At 71.7% G+C, this 22,764-nt stretch carries 20 protein-coding genes; 17 read left to right on the forward strand and 3 right to left on the reverse strand.

Annotation, left to right across the window (positions count from 1 at the left end; translation table 11 throughout):
• Window positions 1–99 precede the first annotated feature (99 nt).
• The gene (locus IH25_RS0123290) at window positions 100–2,301 is read right to left on the reverse strand and encodes an elongation factor G-like protein EF-G2 (RefSeq protein WP_030613804.1); all 2,202 of its coding nucleotides are present in this window, start codon (window positions 2,299–2,301) and stop codon (window positions 100–102) included.
• Window positions 2,302–2,610: 309 nt separating this feature from the next.
• Here IH25_RS0123290 and pgsA point away from each other — a divergent pair, with 309 nt between their 5' ends.
• The 15 genes from pgsA (at window position 2,611) to relA (ending at window position 18,106) form a co-directional block, all read left to right on the forward strand.
• Window positions 2,611–3,273: a phosphatidylinositol phosphate synthase gene (gene pgsA, locus IH25_RS0123295; RefSeq protein ID WP_030613806.1), complete on the forward strand. Its 663-nt coding sequence runs from the start codon at window positions 2,611–2,613 to the stop codon at window positions 3,271–3,273.
• Window positions 3,270–4,178, forward strand: coding sequence for a phosphatidylinositol mannoside acyltransferase (locus IH25_RS0123300; RefSeq protein WP_030613808.1), 909 nt, complete (start codon window positions 3,270–3,272; stop codon window positions 4,176–4,178). The genes pgsA and IH25_RS0123300 overlap by 4 nt, the downstream gene beginning before the upstream one ends.
• Window positions 4,175–5,338 (forward strand): glycosyltransferase family 4 protein, encoded by a 1,164-nt coding sequence (locus IH25_RS0123305; RefSeq protein ID WP_030613810.1) that lies wholly within the window; start codon window positions 4,175–4,177, stop codon window positions 5,336–5,338. Before IH25_RS0123300 ends, IH25_RS0123305 begins: the two co-directional genes overlap by 4 nt.
• Before the next feature lie 268 nt (window positions 5,339–5,606).
• The gene (locus IH25_RS0123310) at window positions 5,607–6,149 is read left to right on the forward strand and encodes a LemA family protein (protein WP_030613812.1); all 543 of its coding nucleotides are present in this window, start codon (window positions 5,607–5,609) and stop codon (window positions 6,147–6,149) included.
• Between the two features lie 114 nt (window positions 6,150–6,263).
• Window positions 6,264–7,169 carry a pyridoxal 5'-phosphate synthase lyase subunit PdxS gene (gene pdxS / locus IH25_RS0123315; RefSeq protein WP_030613814.1) on the forward strand — a complete coding sequence of 302 codons (906 nt, stop codon included), beginning with the start codon at window positions 6,264–6,266 and terminating at the stop codon, window positions 7,167–7,169.
• A gap of 26 nt (window positions 7,170–7,195) precedes the next feature.
• Window positions 7,196–7,801, forward strand: a complete 606-nt coding sequence (gene pdxT / locus IH25_RS0123320) for a pyridoxal 5'-phosphate synthase glutaminase subunit PdxT (RefSeq protein ID WP_030613816.1) — start codon at window positions 7,196–7,198, stop codon at window positions 7,799–7,801.
• A 75-nt stretch (window positions 7,802–7,876) separates the two neighbouring features.
• Window positions 7,877–8,629, forward strand: coding sequence for a YebC/PmpR family DNA-binding transcriptional regulator (locus tag IH25_RS0123325; RefSeq protein ID WP_030613818.1), 753 nt, complete (start codon window positions 7,877–7,879; stop codon window positions 8,627–8,629).
• A 125-nt stretch (window positions 8,630–8,754) separates the two neighbouring features.
• Window positions 8,755–9,294: a crossover junction endodeoxyribonuclease RuvC gene (ruvC, locus tag IH25_RS0123330; protein ID WP_030613820.1), complete on the forward strand. Its 540-nt coding sequence runs from the start codon at window positions 8,755–8,757 to the stop codon at window positions 9,292–9,294.
• Window positions 9,291–9,896: a Holliday junction branch migration protein RuvA gene (gene ruvA, locus IH25_RS0123335; RefSeq protein WP_030613823.1), complete on the forward strand. Its 606-nt coding sequence runs from the start codon at window positions 9,291–9,293 to the stop codon at window positions 9,894–9,896. The genes ruvC and ruvA overlap by 4 nt, the downstream gene beginning before the upstream one ends.
• A 27-nt stretch (window positions 9,897–9,923) precedes the next feature.
• Window positions 9,924–10,994: a Holliday junction branch migration DNA helicase RuvB gene (ruvB, locus tag IH25_RS0123340; protein WP_030613826.1), complete on the forward strand. Its 1,071-nt coding sequence runs from the start codon at window positions 9,924–9,926 to the stop codon at window positions 10,992–10,994.
• A gap of 177 nt (window positions 10,995–11,171) precedes the next feature.
• On the forward strand, window positions 11,172–11,648 hold the full coding sequence (gene yajC, locus IH25_RS0123345; RefSeq protein WP_030613829.1) for a preprotein translocase subunit YajC: 477 nt from the start codon (window positions 11,172–11,174) through the stop codon (window positions 11,646–11,648).
• A 143-nt stretch (window positions 11,649–11,791) separates the two neighbouring features.
• A complete protein-coding gene (gene secD, locus IH25_RS0123350; protein WP_030613832.1) occupies window positions 11,792–13,612 on the forward strand; it encodes a protein translocase subunit SecD in 1,821 nt (606 codons plus the stop codon).
• A 3-nt stretch (window positions 13,613–13,615) separates the two neighbouring features.
• On the forward strand, window positions 13,616–14,722 hold the full coding sequence (secF, locus tag IH25_RS0123355; RefSeq protein ID WP_030613834.1) for a protein translocase subunit SecF: 1,107 nt from the start codon (window positions 13,616–13,618) through the stop codon (window positions 14,720–14,722).
• Window positions 14,719–15,258 carry an adenine phosphoribosyltransferase gene (locus IH25_RS0123360; RefSeq protein WP_030613837.1) on the forward strand — a complete coding sequence of 180 codons (540 nt, stop codon included), beginning with the start codon at window positions 14,719–14,721 and terminating at the stop codon, window positions 15,256–15,258. The genes secF and IH25_RS0123360 overlap by 4 nt, the downstream gene beginning before the upstream one ends.
• 310 nt (window positions 15,259–15,568) lie before the next feature.
• Window positions 15,569–18,106: a GTP pyrophosphokinase gene (gene relA, locus IH25_RS0123365; RefSeq protein ID WP_030613840.1), complete on the forward strand. Its 2,538-nt coding sequence runs from the start codon at window positions 15,569–15,571 to the stop codon at window positions 18,104–18,106.
• Window positions 18,107–18,206: 100 nt separating this feature from the next.
• Here relA and IH25_RS0123370 read toward each other — a convergent pair whose 3' ends face one another.
• Together IH25_RS0123370 and IH25_RS0123375 are read right to left on the reverse strand one after the other, a co-directional pair.
• Window positions 18,207–19,436, reverse strand: a complete 1,230-nt coding sequence (locus IH25_RS0123370) for a DUF349 domain-containing protein (protein WP_030613843.1) — start codon at window positions 19,434–19,436, stop codon at window positions 18,207–18,209.
• Window positions 19,437–19,626: 190 nt separating this feature from the next.
• Entirely contained in the window at window positions 19,627–20,451 is an 825-nt protein-coding gene (locus IH25_RS0123375; RefSeq protein WP_030613846.1) for a peptidylprolyl isomerase, read from the reverse strand.
• 171 nt (window positions 20,452–20,622) lie between these two features.
• Here IH25_RS0123375 and IH25_RS0123380 point away from each other — a divergent pair, with 171 nt between their 5' ends.
• Complete coding sequence (locus tag IH25_RS0123380) at window positions 20,623–21,330, forward strand: MBL fold metallo-hydrolase (RefSeq protein ID WP_030613849.1); 708 nt, start codon at window positions 20,623–20,625, stop codon at window positions 21,328–21,330.
• A 13-nt stretch (window positions 21,331–21,343) separates the two neighbouring features.
• Complete coding sequence (gene hisS, locus IH25_RS0123385; RefSeq protein WP_030613852.1) at window positions 21,344–22,606, forward strand: histidine--tRNA ligase; 1,263 nt, start codon at window positions 21,344–21,346, stop codon at window positions 22,604–22,606.
• Window positions 22,607–22,764: the final 158 nt, after the last annotated feature.

The following is a 22,764-nucleotide window of genomic DNA, read 5'->3' on the forward strand; positions in this document are numbered from 1 at the left end:
GGCACGACGTCTTCAGGTGATCAGCGTATCGGCCGGCACCGACAGCCGTGGGCGGACGGCCGAAGCCGCCCGCCCGTGCGCCGGTCCGGTGCTTCCGTGCTACCCCTCGTCCTCGGCCTGTTCGCGCAGGCGTTCGGCGATCTGCGGCGGCATCGGTTCGTGCCGGGCGTAGGCGCGGTCGAAGCGCGCGGTGCCGTGCGAGAGCGAGCGCAGGTCGACGGCGTACCGGCCGATCTCGAACTCGGGCACCTCGGCACGGATCAGCGTCCGTCCGGAGCCGGCCTGCTCGGTGCCGAGCAGCCGGCCGCGGCGGCTGGAGAGGTCGCTCATCACGGGGCCCACGTACGCGTCGCCGACGAGCACGGTCACCTCGGCGACCGGCTCCAGCAGATGGATCCGCGCGTCCGCGGCGGCCTCCCGCAGGGCGAGCGCGCCCGCCGTCTGGAAGGCGGCGTCGGAGGAGTCCACCGAGTGGGCCTTGCCGTCCAGTAGCGTGACCCGGACGTCGACGAGGGGGTATCCGGCGGCGACGCCCTTGGCGGCCTGGGCGCGGACGCCCTTCTCGACGGACGGGATGAACTGCCGGGGCACCGCGCCGCCGACCACCTTGTCCACGAACTCGATGCCCGAGCCGCCCGGCAGCGGCTCCACCTCGATCTCGCAGATGGCGTACTGGCCGTGCCCGCCGGACTGCTTGACGTGCCGGCCCCGCCCGGTGGCCTTGCCGGCGAACGTCTCGCGGAGGGAGACCTTGTGCGGGACGACGTCGACCTGGACGCCGTAGCGGCTGCGCAGCCGTTCCAGGGCGACGTCGGCGTGTGCCTCGCCCAGGCACCACAGGACGACCTGGTGGGTGTCCTGGTTCTGTTCCAGGCGCATCGTCGGGTCCTCGGCGACCAGCCGGGACAGGCCCTGGGAGAGCTTGTCCTCGTCGGCCTTGCTGTGCGCGCGGATGGCGACCGGCAGCAGCGGGTCGGGCATCTGCCAGGGCTCCATCAGCAGCGGGTCGTCCTTGGCGGAGAGGGTGTCGCCGGTCTCCGCGCGGCCCAGCTTGGCCACGCACACCAGGTCGCCGGCGACGGCGTGGGTGACCGGGCGCTGCTGTTTGCCGAAGGGCATGGACAGGGCGCCGACCTTCTCGTCCACGTCGTGGTCCTCGTGGCCGCGGTCGGCGAGGCCGTGCCCGGAGACGTGCACGGGCTGGTCCGGGCGGAGCGTGCCGGAGAAGACGCGGACCAGGGAGAGCCGGCCGACGTAGGGGTCGGAGGAGGTCTTGACGACCTCGGCGACCAGCGGGCCGTCGGTGTCGCAGGGTTTCAGCTCGCGCGGCCTGCCGTCGATCGTGGTGACCCCCGGCATGGGGTGCTCGAAGGGGGTCGGGAAGCCGCCGGTGACCAGTTCCAGCAGTTCCACGGTGCCGAGTCCCTGCCGGGCGCCGTCGGCGGCGGGTGCGGCGGCCAGCACGGGGAAGAAGGACCCGCGTGCCACGGCCCGCTCCAGGTCCTGGACCAGGGTCTTGTTGTCGACCTGCTCGCCGCCCAGGTAGCGGTCCATGAGGGTCTCGTCCTCGCTCTCGGCGATGATCCCCTCGATGAGCCGGTTGCGGGCCTCCTCGATGCCGGGCAGCTGGTCCTCGCCGGGCTCGGACTCCTTGCGCTCCCCGGTCGAGTAGTCGAACAGCTTCCGTGACAGCAGCCCGACCAGCCCGGTGACCGGCGCGTGCCCGTCGGGTCCCTCGGGTGCGCGCAGCGGCAGGTACAGCGGCAGCACGGCGTCGGGGTCGTCGCCGCCGAAGGCCTCCGCGCAGATCCGGGTCATCTCCTCGAAGTCCGCGCGGGCGGCCTCCAGGTGGGTGACCACGATGGCGCGGGGCATGCCGACGGCCGCGCACTCCTCCCACAGCATCCGGGTGGAGCCGTCGACCCCGTCCGAGGCCGAGACGACGAAGAGGGCCGCGTCCGCGGCGCGCAGCCCGGCCCGCAGTTCCCCGACGAAGTCGGCGTACCCGGGGGTGTCGAGCAGGTTGACCTTGATGCCGTCCCATGCGACGGGCACCAGGGAGAGCTGGACCGAGCGCTGCTGGCGGTGCTCGATGTCGTCGTAGTCGGAGACGGTGCCGCCGTCCTCCACGCGGCCCGCCCGGTTCACCGCCCCCGCGGTCAGCGCGAGGGCCTCCACCAGGGTCGTCTTTCCCGAGCCGGTGTGGCCGACCAGCACCACGTTCCGTACGGAGGTGGGCCGGTCGGCCGTGAGAGCCCTGCCGGCGGCTCCGGGGTGGTGTGTCTGTGCCTTGTCGCCCATGATCCTGCCTCCCGTGCACGGTGAGGTCACTGTGGGCGCGGACACGCGGGATCCGCGTGCTGTGGCGGCTTCCGGCGACGCCCGCGGTTCTTCGAGCTTTCCACTCCCGTCACGTCGCGTCCATACGAAGGACTACGAAGAGTGCGCACCGATGTCCGTTTCCGTCACACCTCCCTCGTGGGGCGCCGTGCGCGGCGCCCGGCGGGTACCGGCCGCGGGTGCCCGCCCGTCGCCCACGCGCGCGCGTGGCTACGATGGGCCAGCCGGCGGCCAGCAGGGGCCGCGGCGTCACCGACCGTCGGGAAGGCCATGCTGAACAAGTACGCGCGTGCATTTTTCACGCGTGTCCTCACACCGTTCGCCGCGTTTCTCATCCGGCGGGGGGTGAGCCCTGACACGGTGACGCTCATCGGCACGGCCGGAGTGGTCGCGGGGGCGCTGGTCTTCTACCCCAGGGGGGAGTTCTTCTGGGGCACGGTCGTGATCACCCTGTTCGTCTTCTCGGACCTGGTCGACGGCAACATGGCCCGCCAGCTGGGCCGCTCCAGCCGCTGGGGCGCCTTCCTGGACTCCACCCTGGACCGGGTCGCCGACGGCGCGATCTTCGGCGGTTTCGCGCTGTGGTACGCGGGCCGCGGCGACGACAACGTGCTGTGCGCGGTGTCGATCTTCTGCCTGGCCAGCGGCCAGGTGGTGTCGTACACCAAGGCGCGCGGCGAGTCGATCGGGCTGCCGGTCGCCGTCAACGGCCTCGTCGAACGCGCCGAGCGGCTGGTGATCTCGCTGGTCGCGGCCGGTTTCGCGGGCCTGCACACGTTCGGTGTGCCGGGCATCCAGTGGCTGCTGCCGATCGCGCTGTGGATCGTCGCGGTGGGCAGCCTGGTCACCCTGGTGCAGCGGGTGGTCACCGTCCGCCGCGAGTCCGCGGAGGCCGAGGCGGCGGCCGGCCAGGCCGGCGGGGCCGCGCGGTGAGCGCCGCCGACCGGTTCGCCGACGCGCTGTACGGCCTCGGCTGGAGCACCGTGAAGAAGCTCCCCGAGCCGGTCGCCGTGCGCCTCGGCCGGACCATCGCCGACGCCGCCTGGAAGCGGCGCGGCAAGGGCGTACGGCGCCTGGAGGCGAACTACGCGCGCGTGGTGCCCGGGGCGTCCCCGGAGCGGCTGGCGGAGCTGTCCCGCGCGGGCATGCGCTCGTACCTGCGGTACTGGATGGAGTCCTTCCGGCTGCCGGCCTGGAGCGCCGAGCGGGTGAGGACGGGCTTCGAACCCAAGGGCCTGCACCACCTGACCGAGGGGCTGGACTCCGGCCGGGGCGTGGTCCTCGCCCTGCCGCACCTGGCCAACTGGGACCTGGCCGGGGCCTGGGTCACCACCAAGCTGGAGACGCCGTTCACGACGGTCGCCGAGCGCCTGAAGCCGGAGTCGCTCTACGACCGTTTCGTGGCCTACCGCGAGGGCCTCGGCATGGAGGTGCTGCCGCACAGCGGCGGCGCGGCCTTCGGCACCCTGGCCCGGCGGCTGCGCGACGGCGGCCTGGTCTGCCTGGTCGCCGACCGCGACCTGTCCGCCTCCGGGACCGAGGTCGACTTCTTCGGGGAGCGGGCCCGCATGCCGGCCGGTCCGGCCCTGCTCGCCCAGCAGACGGGCGCGCTGCTGCTGCCCGTCACCCTCTGGTACGACGACTCGCCCGTCATGAAGGGCCGGGTCCATCCGCCGATCGAGGTGCCCGCGTCAGGCACGCGCGCGGAGAAGACGTCCGTCATGACCCAGGCACTGGCCGACGCCTTCGCCACCGGGATCGCCGCGCACCCGGAGGACTGGCACATGCTCCAGCGCCTGTGGCTCGCCGACCTCGACCCCGCGAAGGGACCCTCGTGAGAATCGGGATCGTCTGCCCGTACTCCTGGGACGTGCCCGGTGGCGTCCAGTTCCACGTCCGTGACCTCGCCGAGTACTTCCTCCGCCTCGGCCACCACGTCTCCGTGCTCGCCCCGGCCGACGACGACACCCCGCTGCCGCCGTACGTCGTCTCCGCCGGCCGCGCGGTCCCGGTGCCGTACAACGGCTCGGTGGCCCGGCTGAACTTCGGCTTCCTGTCGGCCGCGCGGGTACGGCGCTGGCTGCACGAGGGCGCCTTCGACGTGGTGCACATCCACGAGCCGACCTCGCCCTCGCTGGGCCTGCTGACCTGCTGGGCGGCGTCCGGCCCGATCGTGGCCACCTTCCACACCTCCAACCCGCGCTCGCGCGCGATGATCGCCGCCTACGCCATCCTCCAGGCCGCGCTGGAGAAGATCAGCGCGCGGATCGCGGTCAGCGAGTACGCCCGGCGCACGCTGGTCGAGCACCTCGGCGGGGACGCGGTGGTCATCCCCAACGGCGTCGACGTGGACTTCTTCGCCAAGGCCGAGCCCCGGCCCGAGTGGCAGGGCGGCACCATCGGGTTCATCGGCCGGATCGACGAGCCGCGCAAGGGGCTGCCCGTCCTGATGCGGGCGCTGCCGAGGATCCTGGCGGCCCGCCCGGAGACCCGGCTGCTGGTGGCCGGCCGGGGCGACGAGGAGGCGGCCGTCGCCGACCTGCCCGAGGAACTGCGTCCGCGCGTGGAGTTCCTCGGCATGATCAGCGACCAGGACAAGGCCCGTCTGCTGCGCAGCGTGGACCTGTACGTGGCGCCCAACACCGGCGGGGAGAGCTTCGGCATCATCCTGGTCGAGGCGATGTCGGCGGGCGCTCCCGTGCTGGCCTCCGACCTGGACGCGTTCGTGCAGGTCCTCGACCAGGGCGGGGCAGGCGAGGTGTTCGCCAACGAGGACGCCGACGCGCTGGCCGAGGCCGCCGTACGCCTGCTCGGCGACCCGGCCCGCCTGGCCGAGCTGCGCGCGCGGGGCAGCGCCCATGTACGGCGCTTCGACTGGTCGACGGTCGGCGCGGACATCCTGTCCGTCTACGAGACGGTGACGGCGGGCGCGGCGGCGGTCGCCACGGACGAACGCACGACGGGCCTACGGGCCCGCTTCGGGCTGGCACGGGACTGAGCGTCCCCTTCGGCCCGGTACGGGACTGAGTGCCCCCATCGGTCTGGTCAGCGCGTGAGCCGGGTTCCCGACCGGAGCCCGCCCGGTGCGGCGCGCGCCGGCCGCCCGGTGCTCGTACGGCACCGGGGCGGCCGGCGGCGTGCCGGACCAGTACGAACCCCGCTGTTCCGGAACCGGTCCCGTACCGACCGGGCCGGAACCGGGCGGCGCGGCGGCAGCGGACCCGGCGGCTTGGAGGGGGCTCCCCGGCGGCCGATAGCCTTCGGGCGTGACCGCAACCCTCATCTGGATCCTCGTCGTGCTCGTCGCCGTCGGCGTGTACCTCAGCTGGACGGCCGGGCGGCTGGACCGGCTGCACGTGCGGATGGACGCCGCCCGGGCCGCGCTCGACGCCCAGCTGCTGCGGCGCGCCTCGGTGGCCCAGGAGCTGGCGACCTCCGGCGTGCTGGACCCGGCCGCCTCGATCGTGCTCTACGAGGCCGCGCACGCGGCCCGGCAGGCCGAGGAGGAGCAGCGGGAGGTCGCCGAGAGCGAGCTGAGCCAGGCGCTGCGGGCGGTCTTCGGGGAGGCGGCCCAGGTGGAGGCGGTGCGCGAGGCCCCCGGCGGCGACGCGGCGGCCCGTGAGCTGGCCGAGGCCGTCCGCCGGGTGCCGATGGCCCGCCGGTTCCACAACGACGCCGTGGGGGCCGCCCGCAGACTCCGCGAACACCGCAAGGTCCGCTGGTTCCGGCTGGCCGGCCACGCCCCCTTCCCGCTGGCCTTCGAGATGGACGACGAGCCGCCCGCGGCCCTGGTCGAACGGGTCTCATGAAGCCCGGGTGAACAAAAGGATCCACCGGCTTGTCATTGGCCCTTGCTGTGGCCTGGTCGGTTCGCGTTTCCTCAGGGGTGCACCAACCCTCTTTTCCCATCAGTGAGGTCACCCGTGTCCACCACCGAGAACCAGGCTCCCGAGACCGGCACCGCCCGTGTGAAGCGCGGCATGGCCGAGCAGCTCAAGGGCGGCGTGATCATGGACGTCGTCACGCCGGAGCAGGCGAAGATCGCCGAGGACGCGGGCGCCGTCGCCGTCATGGCCCTGGAGCGGGTCCCGGCCGACATCCGCAAGGACGGCGGCGTGGCCCGTATGTCCGACCCGGACATGATCGAGGGCATCATCGACGCGGTCTCCATCCCCGTGATGGCCAAGTCCCGCATCGGCCACTTCGTCGAGGCCCAGGTGCTGCAGTCCCTCGGCGTGGACTACATCGACGAGTCCGAGGTGCTCACCCCGGCCGACGAGGTCAACCACTCCGACAAGTGGTCCTTCACCACCCCGTTCGTGTGCGGTGCCACCAACCTGGGCGAGGCCCTGCGCCGCATCGCCGAGGGCGCCGCGATGATCCGCTCCAAGGGCGAGGCCGGAACCGGCAACGTGGTCGAGGCCGTCCGCCACCTGCGCCAGATCAAGGGCGACATCGCCCGTCTGCGCGGCCTGGACAACCACGAGCTGTACGCCGCCGCCAAGGAGCTGCGCGCCCCGTACGAGCTGGTCAAGGAGGTCGCCGAGCTGGGCAAGCTCCCGGTGGTGCTGTTCTCCGCCGGCGGTGTGGCCACCCCGGCCGACGCGGCCCTGATGCGCCAGCTCGGCGCCGAGGGCGTGTTCGTCGGCTCCGGCATCTTCAAGTCCGGCGACCCCGCCAAGCGCGCCGCCGCCATCGTGAAGGCCACCACCTTCTACGACGACCCGAAGATCATCGCGGACGCGTCCCGCAACCTCGGCGAGGCCATGGTCGGCATCAACTGCGACACCCTCCCCGACACCGAGCGCTACGCGAACCGCGGCTGGTAACCCACACCACACAGGTAACGCACCCCATGAACACTCCTGTCATAGGCGTCCTGGCCCTCCAGGGCGACGTACGGGAGCACCTCATCGCCCTGGCCGCGGCCGACGCCGTGGCCAGGCCGGTGCGGCGCCCCGAGGAACTCGCCGAGGTGGACGGCCTCGTCCTGCCCGGCGGCGAGTCCACCACCATCTCCAAGCTGGCCGTCCTCTTCGGCGTGATGGAGCCCCTCCGCGCGCGCGTGCGCGCAGGCATGCCCGTCTACGGCACCTGCGCGGGCCTGATCCTGCTCGCCGACAAGATCCTCGACCCGCGCTCGGGCCAGGAGACCATCGGCGGCATCGACATGATCGTGCGCCGCAACGCCTTCGGCCGGCAGAACGAGTCGTTCGAGGCGTCGGTCGACGTCAAGGGCATCACGGGCGATCCCGTGGAGGGCGTCTTCATCCGCGCCCCCTGGGTGGAGTCCGTCGGCGCCGGGGCCGAGGTGCTCGCCGAGCACGACGGCCACATCGTCGCCGTCCGCCAGGGCAACGCGCTCGCCACCTCCTTCCACCCGGAGCTGACCGGCGACCACCGTGTGCACGCGCTGTTCGTCGACATGGTGCGCGGCGACCGGGCGGCGGAGTCCTTGTAGGATCTCCGGGGGTCCCCCCGGCCTTTCGACCGAGGGGCGTTCGTACAGGATGGGTTACGCGAAGGAGACAGGCAGATGTCCGGCCACTCTAAATGGGCCACGACGAAGCACAAGAAGGCCGTGATCGACGCCAAGCGCGGCAAGCTCTTCGCGAAGCTGATCAAGAACATCGAGGTCGCGGCCCGGATGGGCGGTCCCGACCCGGACGGCAACCCGACGCTGTACGACGCCATCCAGAAGGCGAAGAAGTCGTCGGTCCCGAACAAGAACATCGACTCCGCGGTCAAGCGCGGCGCGGGTCTCGAGGCCGGCGGCGCCGACTACGAGACGATCATGTACGAGGGCTACGGGCCGAACGGCGTCGCGGTGCTCATCGAGTGCCTCACCGACAACCGCAACCGCGCCGCCTCCGACGTCCGCGTCGCCATGACCCGCAACGGCGGCTCCATGGCCGACCCGGGCTCGGTGTCGTACCTGTTCAACCGCAAGGGCGTCGTCATCGTCCCCAAGGGCGAGCTGACCGAGGACGACGTGCTCGGCGCGGTGCTGGACGCCGGTGCCGAGGAGGTCAACGACCTCGGCGAGAACTTCGAGGTCATCAGCGAGCCCGGTGACCTCGTCGCCGTCCGCACCGCCCTGCAGGACGCCGGCATCGACTACGAGTCGGCCGATGCCAACTTCGTCCCGACCATGCAGGTCGAGCTGGACGAGGAGGGCGCCCGGAAGATCTTCAAGCTCATCGACGCGCTGGAGGACAACGACGACGTGCAGAACGTCTTCGCGAACTTCGACGTGAGCGACGAGATCATGGAGAAGGTCGACGCGTAACGCCTACGGCTGACGACCGGGCCGACGGGACACCCCCCGTCGGCCCGTCGCGTTGTACGGCGTTGTCGGTGGCACCCGATAGCCTGCACGAACAGGCGATCGGGTGACCGGAGGGAGCGGTGCGCGTGCGTGTTCTGGGGGTGGACCCCGGCCTGACCCGGTGCGGGATCGGCGTGGTCGAGGGGGTCGCGGGCCGCCCGCTGACCATGCTCGGCGTCGGGGTCGTCCGCACCCCGGCCGACGCCGAGCTCAGCCACCGGCTGCTCGCCGTCGAGCAGGGCATCGAGGAGTGGCTGGACGAGCACCGGCCCGAGTTCGTCGCCGTGGAGCGCGTCTTCAGCCAGCACAACGTGCGCACGGTCATGGGCACCGCCCAGGCCAGCGCCGTGGCCATGCTGTGCGCCGCCCGGCGCGGCATCCCGGTCGCCCTGCACACCCCCAGCGAGGTCAAGGCCGCCGTCACCGGCTCCGGACGCGCCGAGAAGGCGCAGGTGGGCGCCATGGTCACCCGCCTGCTGCGGCTGGCCGCGCCCCCGAAGCCCGCCGACGCCGCCGACGCCCTCGCGCTCGCCATCTGCCACATCTGGCGGGCCCCCGCCCAAAGCCGGCTCCAGCAGGCCGTAGCCCGGCACACACTCCACGCAGCGAAAGGCCCCACGGCATGATCGCCTTCGTCAGCGGCACGGTCGCCGCGCTCGCCCCGGACGCCGCCGTCGTCGAGGTCGGGGGCGTCGGCATGGCCGTCCAGTGCACGCCGAACACCCTGTCGGCACTGCGCGTCGGGCAGCCCGCCCGGCTGCACACCTCCCTCGTCGTCCGCGAGGACTCGCTGACCCTGTACGGCTTCGCGGACGACGACGAACGCCAGGTCTTCGAACTGCTGCAGACGGCGAGCGGCGTCGGCCCGCGCCTGGCCCAGGCCATGCTGGCCGTGCACACCCCGGACGCGCTGCGCCGCGCGGTCGCCACCGGTGACGAGAAGGCCCTCACCGCCGTCCCCGGCATCGGCAAGAAGGGCGCCCAGAAGCTGCTGCTGGAGCTGAAGGACCGGCTCGGCGCGCCCGTCGGCGCCCCGGCCGTCGGCGCGCCCGTCACCCAGGGCTGGCGCGACCAGCTGCACGCGGCCCTCATCGGTCTCGGCTACGCCACCCGCGAGGCCGACGAGGCGGTGGCCGCCGTGGCGCCCCAGGCCGAGGCGGCGCCGGGCACCCCGCAGGTGGGCCCGCTGCTGAAGGCCGCCCTGCAGACCCTGAACCGCGCCCGCTGACCTGCGCCACCCCGCTAGGAGAACTTCGTGAACCGGGACGACACCACCCCCACCCCCGCCGAGGAGCGGCTCGTCGGTGCGTTGGCCGACCGGGAGGACCAGGCCGTCGAGGCCGCCCTGCGCCCCAAGGACCTCGGCGAGTTCATCGGCCAGGAGAAGGTCCGCGAACAGCTCGACCTGGTGCTGCGCGCGGCACGCGCGCGGGGTGCCACCGCCGACCACGTGCTGCTCTCCGGGGCGCCCGGCCTCGGCAAGACCACCCTTTCGATGATCATCGCGGCGGAGATGGGCGCCCCCATCCGCATCACCTCCGGCCCCGCCATCCAGCACGCCGGCGACCTCGCCTCGATCCTGTCCTCGCTCCAGGAGGGCGAGGTGCTCTTCCTCGACGAGATCCACCGCATGTCCCGGCCCGCCGAGGAGATGCTGTACATGGCGATGGAGGACTTCCGCGTCGACGTCATCGTGGGCAAGGGCCCCGGCGCCACCGCGATCCCGCTGGAGCTGCCGCCGTTCACCCTGGTCGGCGCCACCACACGGGCGGGCCTGCTGCCCCCGCCGCTGCGCGACCGCTTCGGCTTCACCGCGCACATGGAGTTCTACGCCCCGCACGAGCTGGAGCGCGTGGTGCACCGCTCGGCGAGCCTGCTGGACGTCGTGATCGAGCCGGACGGCGCCGCCGAGATCGCCGGCCGGTCCCGGGGCACGCCCCGTATCGCCAACCGCCTGCTGCGCCGCGTCCGCGACTACGCGCAGGTCAAGGCCGACGGGGTGATCACCCGGGAGATCGCCGCCGCCGCGCTCGCCGTCTACGAGGTCGACGCGCGCGGCCTGGACCGGCTGGACCGCGCCGTCCTGGAAGCCCTGCTGAAGCTGTTCGGCGGCGGACCGGTGGGCCTGTCCACCCTCGCCGTCGCGGTGGGGGAGGAGCGGGAGACCGTGGAGGAGGTCGCCGAGCCGTTCCTGGTCCGCGAGGGACTGCTCGCCCGCACCCCGCGCGGCCGGGTCGCCACCCCCGCCGCCTGGGCGCACCTGGGGCTGACCCCGCCGCACGCGCCGGCCGCGGGAAACGGACAACAGGACTTGTTCGGGGCGTGAGGGCGGCCGAGCGGCGAAGGCGATGGCCCGGCCGGAACCCAGGTGCCATGCTGAGCGTTGTTCCATGAGAGCGGACTCGCTTAGACTCCGCCGATGCCGCCCTTGCGGGCGGCGCCGACCACACCCCCATCCCAAAGGCCGCTCACCCGCGCGGTCGCGCGAAGGAAATTCCGTCCCGTGAATGCCTATACCCTTCTCCCGTTCATCGTGCTCATCGCGGCCATGTTCCTGATGACGCGTTCGGCCAAGAAGAAGCAGCAGCAGGCCGCCGACATGCGGAACCAGATGCAGCCCGGATCCGGAGTCCGCACGATCGGGGGGATGTACGCGACGGTCAAGGAGGTCAACGAGGACACCGTCCTCCTCGACGCCGCGCCCGGCGTCGACCTCCTCTTCGCGAAGAACTCCATCGGCGCCGTCCTCTCCGACGACGAGTACAACCGCATCGTCCACGGCATCGAGCACGACCTGAAGTCCGACACCGGCATCGTCCCGGACGACGCCTCCTCCCTCACCGAGACCGACGAGACCGACGGATCCGCCGACGCTGCCGCCGCCTCGGACGACAAGATCGACCTCGGTAAGAAGGACGCCGCCGAGGCCGGCGCGGACGACCAGCCGAAGAAGACCGACGGCGACTCCGACGCGAAGTAGTCACCCCCCGGGATACGCGGCGGCGGCATGATGGGCGCCCCGCGTGTCCCGGGCGCGTCTGTTTCCCGCACGGGAGTCCGACACCATGTCATGGCCGACCGCGCCGACCGGGCGCGGGGCGGCCCGAGAGGGAGTACGAGAAGGTGGCAGCACCTAAGAGGGGCCGAAGCGCGAGCGCCCCGAGCAAGCCAGGGCGCTCGCTGGCCCTCATCCTGATCGCCATCGTGGCGCTCGCCGGAGGGATGTTCGCCTCCGGGCACACCACTCCGCGTCTCGGCATCGACCTCGCCGGTGGTACGAGCATCACGCTCAAGGCGAAGGCCGATCAGGGGTCCGCGATCAACAAGGCCAACATGGACACCGCGGTCGACATCATGAACCGCCGGGTCAACGGTCTGGGTGTCTCCGAGGCGGAGGTGCAGACCCAGGGGAACGACAACATCATCGTCAACATCCCCAAGGGCACCAACTCCAAGGAGGCCCAGGAGCAGGTAGGCACCACCGCCAAGCTGTACTTCCGGCCGGTCCTGGCGAGCGAGCCCAGCGGCCCCGCCACGAAGAGCCCGTCGCCGAGCGCGTCCTCCACGGGCGGCTCCTCGCCGAAGCCGGGCAGCAGCCCGTCGGCGTCCGCCTCGGCCGGCGAGAAGGCGTCCGGCTCCGGCAAGGAGACGGCGTCCGGTTCCGCGTCTCCCTCGGCCTCGGCCACGTCCCAGGGCCGCGCGGTCACCGACGCCCTGAAGGCCGACGCCACCCCCTCGCCGAGCGGCTCCGCCACCGGCAGCGCCAAGCCCTCGGCCACTCCGTCGGGCACGCCCTCGGCCCCGGCCGGCAGCGGCTCCGGCGCCGACGCCAAGCTCCAGGCGCAGTACGCGGCCCTGGACTGCACCAAGCCCACCGACCGGGCGAACGCCGGCAAGAACGCCAAGCCGGGCCGGCCCACCGTGGCCTGCGGCAAGATCGACGACGCCTGGTACAAGTACCTGCTCGGCCCCGCCGCCGTGGACGGCACCGAGGTGAAGAAGGCGCAGGCCGTCTTCGACACCCAGGGCGCCGCCGGCTGGCAGGTCCAGATGAACTTCACCTCCAAGGGCGCCAAGAAGTTCGCCGACATCACCGGCGAGCTGGCCAACAAGCCGCAGCCGCAGAACGAGTTCGGCATCGTCCTGGACGGCGAGGTCGTCTCCAGCCCGTATGTGCGGCAGTCCATCACCGGCGGCCAGGCGGAGATCTCCGGCAGCTTCCAGCAGGACGAGGCGCAGGGCCTGGCCAACATGCTGTCGTACGGCGCCCTGCCGCTGTCCTTCCAGGAGCAGTCCGTCACCACCGTCACCGCCGCGCTCGGCGGCGAGCAGCTGCACGCCGGTCTACTCGCGGGCGCGATCGGCCTGGCGCTGGTCGTGATCTACCTGGTGGTCTACTACCGCGGCCTGTCGATCGTGGCCATGGCCTCGCTGCTGGTCTCCGCGATCCTCACCTACGTGATCATGTCGCTGCTCGGCCCGGCCATCAACTTCGCGCTGAACCTGCCGGCCGTGTGCGGTGCCATCGTCGCCATCGGTATCACCGCGGACTCGTTCATCGTGTACTTCGAGCGCATAAGGGACGAGATCCGCGAGGGCCGCACGCTGCGCCCCGCGGTGGAGCGGGCCTGGCCGCGTGCCCGGCGCACCATCCTGGTCTCCGACTTCGTGTCGTTCCTGGCCGCCGCCGTGCTGTTCGTCGTCACCGTCGGCAAGGTGCAGGGCTTCGCCTTCACACTGGGCCTGACCACCCTGCTCGACGTGGTCGTGGTCTTCTTCTTCACCAAGCCGCTGATGACGCTCCTCGCCCGCCGCAAGTTCTTCGCGGACGGCCACAAGTGGTCCGGTCTCGACCCCAAGGGCCTGGGCGCCAAGCCCCCGCTGCGCCGCACCCGCCGTCCCGCCGGTCCCGCCGCCGGCCCCGTCGACCCGAAGGAGGCGTGAGCCATGTCGAAACTCGGCACCCTCGGCGCCCGGCTGCACCGCGGCGAGATCGCGTACGACTTCGTCGGCAAGCGCAAGATCTGGTACGGCATCTCGATCCTGATCACCATCACGGCCATCGTCGGCCTGGCGGTGCGCGGCCTGAACATGGGCATCGAGTTCGAGGGCGGCGCGGTCTTCACGACGCCCACGAAGATGAGCGTCTCGGTGGCCCAGGCGGAGGAGTACGCCAACAAGGCCTCCGGCCACCAGGCCATCGTGCAGAAGCTGGGCAACGACAGCCTGCGCATCCAGATCGCCGGCATCGACACCGGCCAGTCCGACCGGATCAAGCAGGAGCTGGCCAAGGACCTCAAGCTCGACCCCGAGAAGCTGGCCGCCGACCTGGTCGGCCCGAGCTGGGGCGAGCAGATCGCCAACAAGGCCTGGGAGGGCCTGGCGATCTTCATGGTCCTCGTGGTGATCTACCTGGCGATCGCCTTCGAGTGGCGCATGGCCGTGGCCGCGCTGGTCGCCCTGATCCACGACATCACCATCACGACCGGTATCTACGCCCTGGTCGGCTTCGAGGTGACGCCCGGTACGGTCATCGGTCTGCTGACCATCCTCGGTTACTCGCTCTATGACACGGTCGTCGTCTTCGACAGCCTCAAGGAGCAGACGAAGGACCTCACCAAGCAGACCCGGTTCACCTACAGCGAGATCGCCAACCGCTCGATCAACGGCACCCTGGTCCGCTCCATCAACACCACGGTCGTCGCGCTGCTGCCGGTCGCCGGTCTGCTCTTCATCGGCGGCGGCTTCCTCGGCGCGGGCACGCTCAACGACATCTCGCTGTCGCTGTTCGTGGGCCTCGCGGCCGGTGCCTACTCCTCGATCTTCATCGCCACCCCGCTCGTCGCCGACCTCAAGGAGCGCGAGCCGGCGATGAAGAACCTCACCAAGCGGGTCCTGGCCAAGCGCGCCCAGGCCGCCGCGGAGGAGGACCTCGCCGAGGTCCGCACCACCGCCGGTGACGACGGCGACGACGGCGCCCCCGCCGTCGTGGGCCCGCGCAACCAGCCCGCACGCGGCCGGGGCCGCGGCCGTACCTCCGGAAAGCGCCGATGACCGACATCCAGGAACTGCTGCTGAGCCGCATCCGCGATGTGGCCGACTACCCGGAGCCGGGCGTGATGTTCAAGGACATCACCCCGCTCCTGGCCGACCCGGCGGCCTTCACCGCGCTCACCGACGCGCTGGCGCGGATCGCCGCCGACACCGGCGCGACCAAGGTGGTCGGCCTGGAGGCCCGGGGCTTCATCCTGGGCGCCCCGGTCGCCGTCCGCGCCGGCCTGGGCTTCATCCCGGTCCGCAAGGCGGGCAAGCTGCCCGGGGCCACCCTGCGCCAGGCCTACGACCTGGAGTACGGCTCGGCGGAGATCGAGGTGCACGCCGAGGACCTGACCGCCGGCGACCGCGTGCTGATCGTGGACGACGTCCTGGCCACGGGCGGTACGGCCGAGGCGGCGATCCATCTGATCCAGCGCGCCGGCGCCGAGGTGTCCGGGCTCGCGGTGCTGATGGAACTGGGCTTCCTGGACGGCCGTGCCCGGCTGGAGGCCGCGCTGGACGGAGCTCCCCTCCAGGCGCTGCTCGAGGTCTGAACGCCTCGCTGTGCGACGGCCGCCCCGGCACGCGTGTGCCGGGGCGGCCGTCCGCGTTCCGCCCGATCCACAGCCGGTGTCCCCAGGCCCCGCCTCGGCGTTTTCGCAGGTCCGCGGCGGTTCGCCCGTCCGTCGCCGACGTCGGTGCGGGCGCTTCGCGACCGGCCGTCCGGAATCCCCTGACAGCCTTCCGTGTTGCAGGGGTAGACGGTCCTCACAGCCGCCAGAAGGCGATGACGGGGCGCAGGATCGCTACCATGGGGTCTCCGGAGCCTGACCGGGGGACCCGGATCGCGCACGAGGAGTCCTCTTGCCAGACGAGGCCCAGCCACTGACCGCCGCCAAGCCCGAGCCCGCCTCGGCCGCCGCGGCGAAGCCCGCGCCGAGCGCTTCCCAGGTGAAGAACGACACCCGCGGAGCGGTCGAGCACGCCCACGCCGCGCCCGTGGAGAAGAGCGCGGAGTCCGCGCGGCCCAAGCAGGCCCCGGCCGAGCGCCCGGCGCAGCCCCCGGTGGTCCGCCAGCCGGCCGCGCAGCCCGCCCGCAGCGCCTCCTCCAACCGGGTCCGGGCGCGCCTAGCCCGCCTCGGCGTCCAGCGCGCGAACCCCTACAACCCGGTCCTGGAGCCGTTGCTGCGGATAGTGCGCAGCAACGACCCCAAGATCGAGAACTCCACGCTGCGCCAGATCGAGCGCGCCTACCAGGTCGCCGAGCGCTGGCACCGCGGCCAGAAGCGCAAGAGCGGCGACCCGTACATCACGCACCCGCTCGCCGTCACCACCATCCTCGCCGAGCTGGGCATGGACCCGGCCACCCTGATGGCGGGGCTGCTGCACGACACCGTCGAGGACACCGAGTACGGCCTGGAGGACCTGCGCCGCGACTTCGGCGACGTCGTCGCCCTGCTGGTCGACGGCGTGACCAAGCTGGACAAGGTCAAGTTCGGCGAGGCCGCGCAGGCCGAGACCGTGCGCAAGATGGTCGTGGCCATGGCGAAGGACCCGCGGGTCCTGGTCATCAAGCTCGCCGACCGCCTGCACAACATGCGCACCATGCGCTACCTCAAGCGCGAGAAGCAGGAGAAGAAGGCGCGCGAGACGCTGGAGATCTACGCTCCGCTCGCCCACCGCCTCGGCATGAACACCATCAAGTGGGAGCTGGAGGACCTCGCGTTCGCGATCCTCTACCCCAAGATGTACGACGAGATCGTACGGCTGGTGGCCGAGCGGGCGCCGAAGCGTGACGAGTACCTGGCCATAGTGACCGACGAGGTCCAGTCCGACCTGCGCGCCGCCCGGATCAAGGCCACCGTCACCGGCCGCCCCAAGCACTACTACAGCGTCTACCAGAAGATGATCGTGCGAGGCCGCGACTTCGCCGAGATCTACGACCTGGTGGGCATCCGCGTCCTCGTCGACACGGTCCGCGACTGCTACGCCGCCCTCGGCACGGTGCACGCGCGATGGAACCCGGTCCCCGGCCGGTTCAAGGACTACATCGCGATGCCCAAGTTCAACATGTACCAGTCGCTGCACACGACGGTCATCGGCCCCAACGGCAAGCCGGTCGAACTCCAGATCCGCACGTTCGACATGCACCGCCGCGCCGAGTACGGCATCGCCGCGCACTGGAAGTACAAGCAGGAGGCCGTCGCCGGCGCCTCCAAGGTCCGCACCGACGCGCCCAAGACGTCGGCGAAGGACAAGGACGCCATCAACGACATGGCGTGGCTGCGGCAGCTGCTGGACTGGCAGAAGGAGACCGAGGACCCGGGCGAGTTCCTGGAGTCCCTGCGCTTCGACCTGTCCCGCAACGAGGTCTTCGTCTTCACACCCAAGGGCGATGTCATAGCGCTGCCGGCCGGCGCCACCCCGGTGGACTTCGCCTACGCCGTGCACACCGAGGTCGGCCACCGCACCATAGGGGCGCGGGTCAACGGGCGGCTGGTCCCGCTGGAGTCCACCCTGGACAACGGCGACCTGGTCGAGGTGTTCACCTCCAAGGCGGCCGGCGCCGGCCCGTCCCGGGACTGGCTCGGCTTCGTCAAGTCGCCGCGGGCGCGCAACAAGATCCGCGCCTGGTTCTCCAAGGAGCGCCGCGACGAGGCGATCGAGCAGGGCAAGGACGCCATCGTGCGGGCCATGCGCAAGCAGAACCTGCCGATCCAGCGCATCCTGACCGGGGACTCGCTGGTCACGCTCGCGCACGAGATGCGCTACTCGGACATCTCCGCGCTGTACGCGGCGATCGGCGAGGGCCATGTCTCCGCGCAGAACATCGTGCAGAAGCTCGTCCAGGCGCTCGGCGGCGAGGAGGCGGCCACCGAGGAGATCGACGAGACGGTCCCGCCGTCCCGCGGCCGCGGGCGCAAGCGGCGCTCCAGCGCCGACCCGGGCGTGGTCGTCAAGGGCGTCGAGGACGTGTGGGTCAAGCTGGCCCGCTGCTGTACGCCGGTGCCCGGAGACCCGATCATCGGCTTCGTCACCCGCGGCAGCGGCGTATCGGTTCACCGCAGCGACTGCGTCAACGTCGACTCGCTGTCCCGGGAGCCGGAGCGCATCCTCGACGTCGAGTGGGCGCCGACCCAGTCCTCGGTCTTCCTGGTCGCCATCCAGGTGGAGGCGCTGGACCGGTCCCGGCTGCTGTCGGACGTCACCCGGGTGCTGTCCGACCAGCACGTCAACATCCTGTCGGCGGCCGTGCAGACCTCCCGGGACCGGGTGGCCACCTCCCGGTTCACCTTCGAGATGGGCGACCCCAAGCACCTCGGCCACGTACTGAAGGCGGTCCGGGGCGTGGAGGGCGTGTACGACGTCTACCGGGTGACGTCGGGACGCAGCCGCTCGTAGCGCGGCTCTCGCGGCCGCCCGACCACCGCGCGGAACCCCGGAGCACCGAGAAGGGCCCCGTACGCGTGTACGGGGCCCTTTCGGCGAGGCGGTGAGGGATTCAGCCGCCGAACTCCTGCAGGCCCTTCAGGGCCTGGTCCAGGAGCGCCTGACGGCCCTCCAGCTCCTTCTGCAGCTTGTCGGCCCGGGCGTTGTTGCCCTGGGCCCGCGCCTGGTCGATCTGCGCGCGCAGCTTGTCCACGGCCGCCTGGAGCTGACCGGTCAGACCCTCGGCACGCGCGCGTGCCTCCGGGTTCGTCCGGCGCCACTCGGCCTCCTCGGCCTCCTGGATCGCCCGCTCCACGGCGTGCATCCGGCCCTCGACCTTCGGCCGGGCGTCCCGCGGGACGTGACCGATGGCCTCCCAGCGCTCGTTGATCGAGCGGAAGGCGGCCCGCGCGGCCTTCAGGTCGCCGATCGGCAGGAGCTTCTCGGCCTCCTCGGCCAGCTCCTCCTTCAGCTTCAGGTTCTCCGACTGCTCGGCGTCCCGTTCGGCGAACACCGAGCTGCGGGCGGCGAAGAACACGTCCTGGGCGCCGCGGAAGCGGTTCCACAGGTCGTCCTCGTGCTCGCGCTGGGCGCGGCCCGCGGCCTTCCACTCCGCCATCAGCTCGCGGTACCGGGCGGCCGTCGGACCCCAGTCCGTCGACCCGGACAGCGCCTCCGCCTCGGCGACCAGCCGCTCCTTGACCCGCCTCGCCTCCTCGCGCTGCGCGTCCAGCTGCGCGAAGTGCGCCTTGCGGCGCTTGGAGAACGCCGACCGGGCGTGCGAGAAGCGGTGCCACAGCTCGTCGTCGGACTTGCGGTCCAGCCGCGGCAGCCCCTTCCAGGTGTCCACCAGCGCCCGCAGCCGCTCACCGGCGGCCCGCCACTGGTCGGACTGCGCCAGCCGCTCGGCCTCGGCGACCAGGTCCTCCTTGGCCTTGCGGGCCTCGTCGGACTGCTTGGCCCGCTGCGCCTTGCGCTCCTCGCGGCGCGCCTCGACGGTCGCGACCAGCTTGTCCAGCCGCTGCCGCAGCGCGTCCAGATCACCGACCGCGTGGTGCGCGTCCACCTGCTCGCGCAGATGGCCGATGGCGGCCTGGGCGTCCTTCGCCGACAGGTCGGTGGTCCGCACACGCTTCTCGAGGAGGCCGATCTCGACAACCAGGCCCTCGTACTTGCGCTCGAAGTAGGCCAGCGCCTCCTCGGGGGAGCCGGCCTGCCAGGAACCGACGACCTTCTCGCCGTCGGCCGTACGCACGTACACGGTCCCCGTCTCGTCGACGCGGCCCCACGGGTCGCTGCTCACAGCGCCTCCTCCACATGATGCCTGCGGGGGGCCGCAGCACCCCCGGGCATCGTCCACAGTTTCGTCACGGCCAACATAGGCGACCAGCGGGCGGCCTGTCCGCATCCAGCACGACCGAAATTCCGCCGCCCGCCCCGTTGACCTTCGGTTCCGGGTGCCGGCACGGGCCGGCGGGGTCCGGGCACGGAGGTCAGGACTTGACGACCGTGGCCTTGTCGATCACGACCGTCGCGTTCGGCGCGCCGTCGCCGGCGCCCGTGTTCTCACCGGCCGCCGCGATCTTGTTCAGCACCTTCATGCCCGCCGCGTCGACCGTGCCGAACGGCGTGTAGCTCGGCGGCAGCTGGCTGTCCTTGTAGACGAGGAAGAACTGGCTGCCGCCGGTGTGCGCCTGCCCGGTGTTGGCCATCGCCACCGTGCCCGCCGGGTAGGTGTTGTTCTTCAGGCTCTTGTCCTTGAGGTTCTCGTCCGGGAGCGTGTAGCCGGGACCGCCCGCGCCGGTGCCCTGCGGGTCGCCGCACTGCAGGACGTAGATGCCCTGGGTGGTCAGCCGGTGGCACTTGGTGTGGTCGAAGTAGCCCTTGCCGGCGAGGAAGTCGAACGAGTTCACCGTGTGCGGCGCCGCCGACGTCTTCAGCGCGACGCCGATGTCACCGCACGTCGTCGCCAGCTTCAGCGTGTACTTCGCCGACGTGTCGATCGTCATCGCCGGCTCCTTCTTCCAGCTCAGCTTCTTCACCGAGCCGGCCGCCGGCTTCGCGCAGGGGTCCGGCGCCTTGCTGGTCGGCGCGGCGCTCGGGGTGGCCTGGCCGCTCGCGTCCGTCTTCTTCTTGTCGTCGTCCTTGAGCACCCCGGTCGTGTACAGGGCGACACTGCCGATCACGACCACGCCCAGGACCGACGCGATCACGGAGTTGCGCAGGCGGGCCCTTCGCCGCGCCTCGGTGCGCCGCTGCTGCTGCCGCAAGAACTTCTCCCGGGCGAGCTGACGCCGCCGCTGCTCCTGGCTGACCACCGGGTTTTCTCCTCATGCGTGTCGTGTGTCGGGCGGCACGCGTGCGTCCTCGTGCTCCGACCGCCGCGTGTAGCCCCGTACCGTATATGGGTTCGCTGAGGAAACGGCAGCGCCGGTAGGCTCTGGGAGCAGCTGAAGCCGCCTGTAACCGACACACAACGAAGGACGATCGTGCTCATTGCCGGGTTCCCCGCCGGGGCCTGGGGGACGAACTGCTATCTCGTCGCCCCCGCCGCCGGTGAGGAGTGCGTGATCATCGACCCCGGCCACCAGGCCGCCGAAGGCGTCGAGGAAACGCTGAGGAAGCATCGGCTCAAGCCCGTCGCCGTCGTCCTCACCCACGGCCACATCGACCACGTCGCCTCGGTCGTCCCCGTCTGCGGCGCGCACCAGGTACCGGCCTGGATCCACCCGGAGGACCGGTACATGATGAGCGACCCGGAGAAGGCGCTCGGCCGTTCCATCGGCATGCCGCTCATGGGCGAGCTGACCGTGGGGGAGCCGGACGACGTCAGGGAGCTGACCGACGGCACGGCCCTGGAGCTGGCCGGCCTCACGTTCTCCGTCGCGCACGCGCCGGGCCATACCAAGGGGTCGGTGACCTTCCGGATGCCCGAGGCCGCCGACGTCCCGTCGGTGTTCTTCTCCGGGGATCTGCTGTTCGCCGGCTCCATCGGACGCACCGACCTGCCGGGCGGATCCATGGAGGACATGCTCGAGTCGCTGGCCCGCGTGTGCCTGCCGCTCGACGACTCCACCGTGGTGCTGTCCGGCCACGGCCCCCAGACGACCATCGGCCAGGAGCGCGCCACCAACCCCTATCTGCGGCAGGTGGCCGCCGGCCCGGGAAGCGTGGACGCTCCCCGACGAGGAATGTGACGAGAGACCTACGTTGAGCACTTTTCAGGCCCCCAAGGGCACCTACGACCTGATCCCGCCGGACTCGGCCGCCTACCTGGCCGTCCGCGAGGCCATCGCCGCCCCGCTGCGCAACTCCGGCTACGGCTACATCGAGACCCCCGGCTTCGAGAACGTCGAACTGTTCGCGCGCGGTGTCGGCGAGTCCACCGACATCGTGACCAAGGAGATGTACGCCTTCGAGACCAAGGGCGGCGACAAGCTCGCCCTGCGCCCCGAGGGCACCGCGTCCGTGCTGCGGGCGGCCCTGGAGGCCAACCTGCACAAGACGGGCAACCTCCCGGTCAAGCTCTGGTACTCCGGCTCCTACTACCGCTACGAGCGCCCCCAGAAGGGCCGCTACCGCCACTTCTCCCAGGTGGGCGCCGAGGCGATCGGCGCGGAGGACCCGGCGCTGGACGCCGAGCTGATCATCCTGGCCGACCAGGCGTACCGCTCGCTGGGCCTGAGGAACTTCCGCATCCTGCTGAACAGCCTGGGCGACAAGGAGTGCCGTCCGGTGTACCGGAGCGCGCTGCAGGACTTCCTGCGCGGCCTGGACCTGGACGAGGACACCCGCCGACGCGTCGACATCAACCCGCTGCGGGTCCTGGACGACAAGCGCGAGTCGGTGCAGAAGCAGCTCGCCGGCGCCCCGCTGCTGCGCGACTACCTGTGCGACGCGTGCAAGGCGTACCACGAGGAGGTCCGTGAGCTGATCACCGCCGCGGGCGTCTCCTTCGAGGACGACCCCAGGCTGGTGCGCGGCCTGGACTACTACACCCGCACCACCTTCGAGTTCGTGCACGACGGCCTGGGCTCGCAGTCCGCGGTGGGCGGCGGCGGCCGGTACGACGGCCTGTCCGAGATGATCGGCGGCCCCGCGCTGCCGTCCGTCGGCTGGGCCCTGGGCGTCGACCGCACGGTCCTCGCGCTCCAGGCCGAGGGCGTGGAACTGGACCTGCCGACCCCGACGTCCGTGTACGCCGTCCCGCTCGGCGAGGAGGCCCGCCGGGTGCTGTTCGCCAAGGTCACCGACCTGCGCAAGGTGGGCATCGCGGCCGACTTCGCCTACGGCGGCAAGGGGCTGAAGGGCGCCATGAAGAACGCCAACCGCTCCGGCGCCCGCTACGCCATCGTCGCCGGTGAGCGCGACCTCGCCGAGGGCGTCGTCCAGCTCAAGGACATGGAGTCCGGCGAGCAGACCGCGATCGGCGTCAACGAGATCGTGGCGGAACTGGAGTCCCGGCTCGGCTGACACCCGCGCGCGCATGGGCGCCGGACGCTCCCCGCGGGGAACGTCCGGCGCCCTTGTCGCGAAAGGGCCGTCCGCTGTCCGGAACCCGGCGGGGGCACCGGTCGTACGCAGATCCTTATGCGCAGCGAACGGTGCGCACCCAGGCGCGTGCGGCACAA

It is taken from the genome of Streptomyces achromogenes subsp. achromogenes (assembly GCF_000720835.1).
GTDB lineage: Bacteria > Actinomycetota > Actinomycetes > Streptomycetales > Streptomycetaceae > Streptomyces > Streptomyces achromogenes.

Coding starts and splice junctions, on each gene's coding strand:
- IH25_RS0123290 (WP_030613804.1), bottom strand. CDS start 2,301: ATGGGCGACAAGGCACAGACACACCACCCCGGAGCCGCCGGCAGGGCT.
- IH25_RS0123325 (WP_030613818.1), top strand. CDS start 7,877: ATGTCCGGCCACTCTAAATGGGCCACGACGAAGCACAAGAAGGCCGTG.
- pgsA (WP_030613806.1), top strand. CDS start 2,611: ATGCTGAACAAGTACGCGCGTGCATTTTTCACGCGTGTCCTCACACCG.
- secF (WP_030613834.1), top strand. CDS start 13,616: ATGTCGAAACTCGGCACCCTCGGCGCCCGGCTGCACCGCGGCGAGATC.
- pdxT (WP_030613816.1), top strand. CDS start 7,196: ATGAACACTCCTGTCATAGGCGTCCTGGCCCTCCAGGGCGACGTACGG.
- IH25_RS0123360 (WP_030613837.1), top strand. CDS start 14,719: ATGACCGACATCCAGGAACTGCTGCTGAGCCGCATCCGCGATGTGGCC.
- ruvA (WP_030613823.1), top strand. CDS start 9,291: ATGATCGCCTTCGTCAGCGGCACGGTCGCCGCGCTCGCCCCGGACGCC.